This is a genomic window from Ruminobacter amylophilus (assembly GCF_900115655.1).
GTDB lineage: Bacteria > Pseudomonadota > Gammaproteobacteria > Enterobacterales > Succinivibrionaceae > Ruminobacter > Ruminobacter amylophilus.
In genome coordinates this window covers 1-3,398 of the sequence record NZ_FOXF01000086.1, presented here as the reverse complement: position 1 = coordinate 3,398, position 3,398 = coordinate 1, and the positions used below count along the sequence as shown (strand labels likewise).

Genomic DNA, 3,398 nt, shown 5'->3' with positions numbered 1-3,398 from the left:
GTCTTGATGAAACCAGCACAAGGATAGCTAGGTACATTAGATAATTTTTCAAAAGGGGCTTAACAAGGGTTTACACGGAATCGCGTTCACTCTCAGTTAAAGTGGACAAAGTATCCTACCGGATTGATCCATCCGTCATAATATACGAGCGCTGCATTGCGTTGACTTTGATTGACAATGTGTTTTTGCTAGAATTCAAATTCACTTTAGCAAAATTTAACCTTCTTGTTTTCTAATTTATTTGTCTAAAATGTTAAGTTTACAATATATTTAAACAATAGTTTCTAAAAACAATTTAATATGCAGATATTTTAATTGTATTCATTTTGTAAATATGACAATATATGACAGTAAAACATCATAGATATTAGGAGGTTTATATGAACGTATCTATCATTGATCAGGCTTATAATGCCGGAGCGGAATTTTCGCAAAAAGGCATTCTGACTATAGACGTCATCAATGACTTCCGTACAGATTACTTCCACAAATTCTGCAATCAGATAAGGCCGGTAATAAAAAAAAGATTGCAGGAAGAAAAAGATCCTTTTGATACCATACCTCATTTTAGGGAATCACACCGGAATGAAATTATCCGTAACACGATCGATAACGCCTTATTAGATAACAATATATCTCCATTATCAAGTGCGTCAGATGTTGAACTCTCACTGCAGATGTCTTTTATCAAAGGATATCTTGAACACCGGCAGATTTCCGATAACAATAACAAACCTTACATTTTTGAGCTTCACATAAGAGGAGGAGATCTGCAGATATCCGGCTGGATATATTCTTTAATGCATAATTATCCTTTGGAGGATAAATTGCATCAATGTTTAGGCCACCCCTCCACATTCCGGTTACAGGCTGTTTTTACCAGCCAGAACTCGGATTTAGCTGAAGATGGCTGGGTAACCATGAATAAAAACGGCAAGTGGTGCAAATTTGAAATTAAAGATGAATCCTATTTCGGAAAAAAGATCGTCATTGGCGGCGGTTATGAGTTTGTGCAGCATTTTGCCGACAGCAGCACGCATGAGGCGCATCATTTAATTCCCAAAAAATTACTGATAATAACTGGTATATTGAAAGTCTCTGAAGGTCCAAGCATTAGAATGGAAAAAAAGGATCATCAATTAACAAGATCTTATAAAAGAAGAGATATGTTGAAGAACGATTTTTTCAGAAAACAACAGGAATACCTTGAAGCTCTCAATATTAGAGAAGCTGTTGAAATGGAAATTGCTGATATACAGGCGAAATTCGGTTCTAAATATGACGATGCAATAAGAGAAGTCAGAAAATATATAACCAAACTGGAAAAACAACTGAAGAATCATAATGGAGGTATCAATGAAAAAGCTAATTCTTGATCCAAATGTTTCCGTCGGCCCTTTTGTTTTCGGTACTGAACAAGAAAAAATCTGGGAAATAATAAGAGATGAATTTAGTTCTGAATGTAATCCGATAATAGAAAACATACCACCGGTATATAAATCAGAATACCATGAAAATCCTAACGTCCACCTTGAATACAAAGATAATAAACTGATTTCCGTATCCTTTATAGATGATATCACCAAACGATATTGCGAAATATACCTTGGAAAAGAAAAAATATGGCCAAGGACTGAAAAGAAGTTTTTGTCTATCTTCGGAGAATCAGCATTTATCGAGGTTTTTGGTTCATACTATCATACAGAACTTTCCTTAACTGTCGGCTGGGATGATAATCCGCCATCTCTAACCATAGGTTGTAAGGGATACAGTACCGAAATTGTAGAAAATTACAGGCTATTTTACACAGCATTAAAAATGAAAAAAGGAATGAATCGAAAGGAATGCAGAACACTAATGAACCGCACACCGCAGGTTTCCATCGATGGACGAACCGATAATTATCCATTTGGTATTATCAAACCGGAGGTAACATCACTTACCTATGATTCCGATGATAGACTAATAAAGGCATGCCAGTCATTCCCTGATGAAAACATAATTGATATTCGACTAAAGTAAAACGGATACAGTCATGATTCTAGTCGTGTAAGAGCAATCATGGGGGAATTTACACAAGATATGAGGGTGAGTTTCTCTAGAGTAACAGAAGCAATTTTCCCTCAAAAACGAGTATGTGAAAATCTTTCTGTAAATAGAAAAACATTTTGGATAAAGCTCGTTTTTATGCAAACATTTAAGTGAAAAATTGCTGAATTTTTTCATGTTTGTCGCACACAACATTGCACCTCTAATATAGGATATTTATCACGAAAATTTTTGCCTCTTTTTTGACATGCACTCAGCCGTTGTAAATCAAGGGGCAGAGACACTTTTGGAAGAGAGTAAAAATCATGATCGAGTTTTTTTGCATGATTATGAAAAACATGGCTCAATCCCTTGAAAAGGCTTTTACTCTTGTCGTCAGTTAGAACTTATTTCAATTTTTTGCATACGACAGAACAATTCTTTTTATAAAAACAGATGCCGATGGCGTAAACCGATTTTATGGTTTTGTTGGTCATAAACCTGTCCGCATATTTGGCTTTTATTATCTGTTCTATCGCTTTTTCCGATATTGAAATTCTGTCATCCAGTTCCCCTGAAGCGATTTTCAGTTCCAGAACGGCAATGGAATTTTTGCCTGATGACAGTAAAATCAAATCGGCGTAACCGTCTCCCGCTTCAGTGTTGGATTTATGTTCCTCTATATATGAAGTTCCGTTCACCAGCAGTCCGTTCATGAAACCGTGGTAATAGTTTTCTTTCGGGGCCTTAGTGGAGAAATCTCTTATCGACACGTATTTTCCCAGAAGTCCGTTAAGACTGTTCTCTACGGTTTCGGCATTCCCATCAAACAAACCTTTTACGAGTTCATCGGTACTGTTTCTCATTTCAGGATTTGTTTCAAAGAAATCCATGATCTTCGATTTGAAACAGTCCTTTATTTCCTCATTTGGAATATACAGTCTGTATTCGTTTTTTTTGGCAGATCGGTATTGAGGATCAAAGGTGAGATATCCGGTGTACAGCAACAGTGTCCAGAAATCTTTTACATCGTGGTTTTTTAAATCACCGTAGCACAGAGAGGTTCTTACTTCAGTGGTAATTGATTTGCCGTCCAGAAGATCCTGCATTTTATCAACGTCTTCAGGCTCTATAAATCCCATGAATTCTTCTATTACATCGTTACCGCTGGTGTTTATCCAGTAGTTATCTGCCGTAATGATTTTATTTTCCACACCAACTTTTTTGTAGTTATCATCGCAAAATGACATGACATCCCACGGACAGTACATGTGAATTGTTCCGAAATAATACCCGTCATAATTATTTCTCACACTCTCGTAATGATCGGTAAGACCGTAGTAAGACAGTACCTCCCCGGTCTCTTTTTC

3 protein-coding genes are annotated in these 3,398 nt (G+C 36.4%); 2 read left to right on the top strand and 1 reads right to left on the bottom strand.

From position 1 onward, the window contains the following. Positions 1 to 380 precede the first annotated feature (380 nt). Together BMY80_RS11750 and BMY80_RS11745 are read left to right on the top strand one after the other, a co-directional pair. Positions 381 to 1,376 (top strand): hypothetical protein, encoded by a 996-nt coding sequence (locus tag BMY80_RS11750; RefSeq protein WP_093143907.1) that lies wholly within the window; start codon positions 381 to 383, stop codon positions 1,374 to 1,376. After that, entirely contained in the window at positions 1,357 to 2,022 is a 666-nt protein-coding gene (locus BMY80_RS11745; RefSeq protein WP_093143905.1) for a hypothetical protein, read from the top strand. Before BMY80_RS11750 ends, BMY80_RS11745 begins: the two co-directional genes overlap by 20 nt. A gap of 413 nt (positions 2,023 to 2,435) precedes the next feature. Here the strand turns inward: BMY80_RS11745 and BMY80_RS11740 are convergent. Next, on the bottom strand, positions 2,436 to 3,398 hold a 963-nt coding region (locus tag BMY80_RS11740; RefSeq protein ID WP_177178596.1), incomplete at its 5' end, for a PD-(D/E)XK nuclease domain-containing protein.

Excerpts from the sequence above, each read along its gene's own strand:
- BMY80_RS11750 (WP_093143907.1), top strand. The coding sequence starts at position 381 with ATGAACGTATCTATCATTGATCAGGCTTATAATGCCGGAGCGGAATTT.
- BMY80_RS11745 (WP_093143905.1), top strand. The coding sequence starts at position 1,357 with ATGAAAAAGCTAATTCTTGATCCAAATGTTTCCGTCGGCCCTTTTGTT.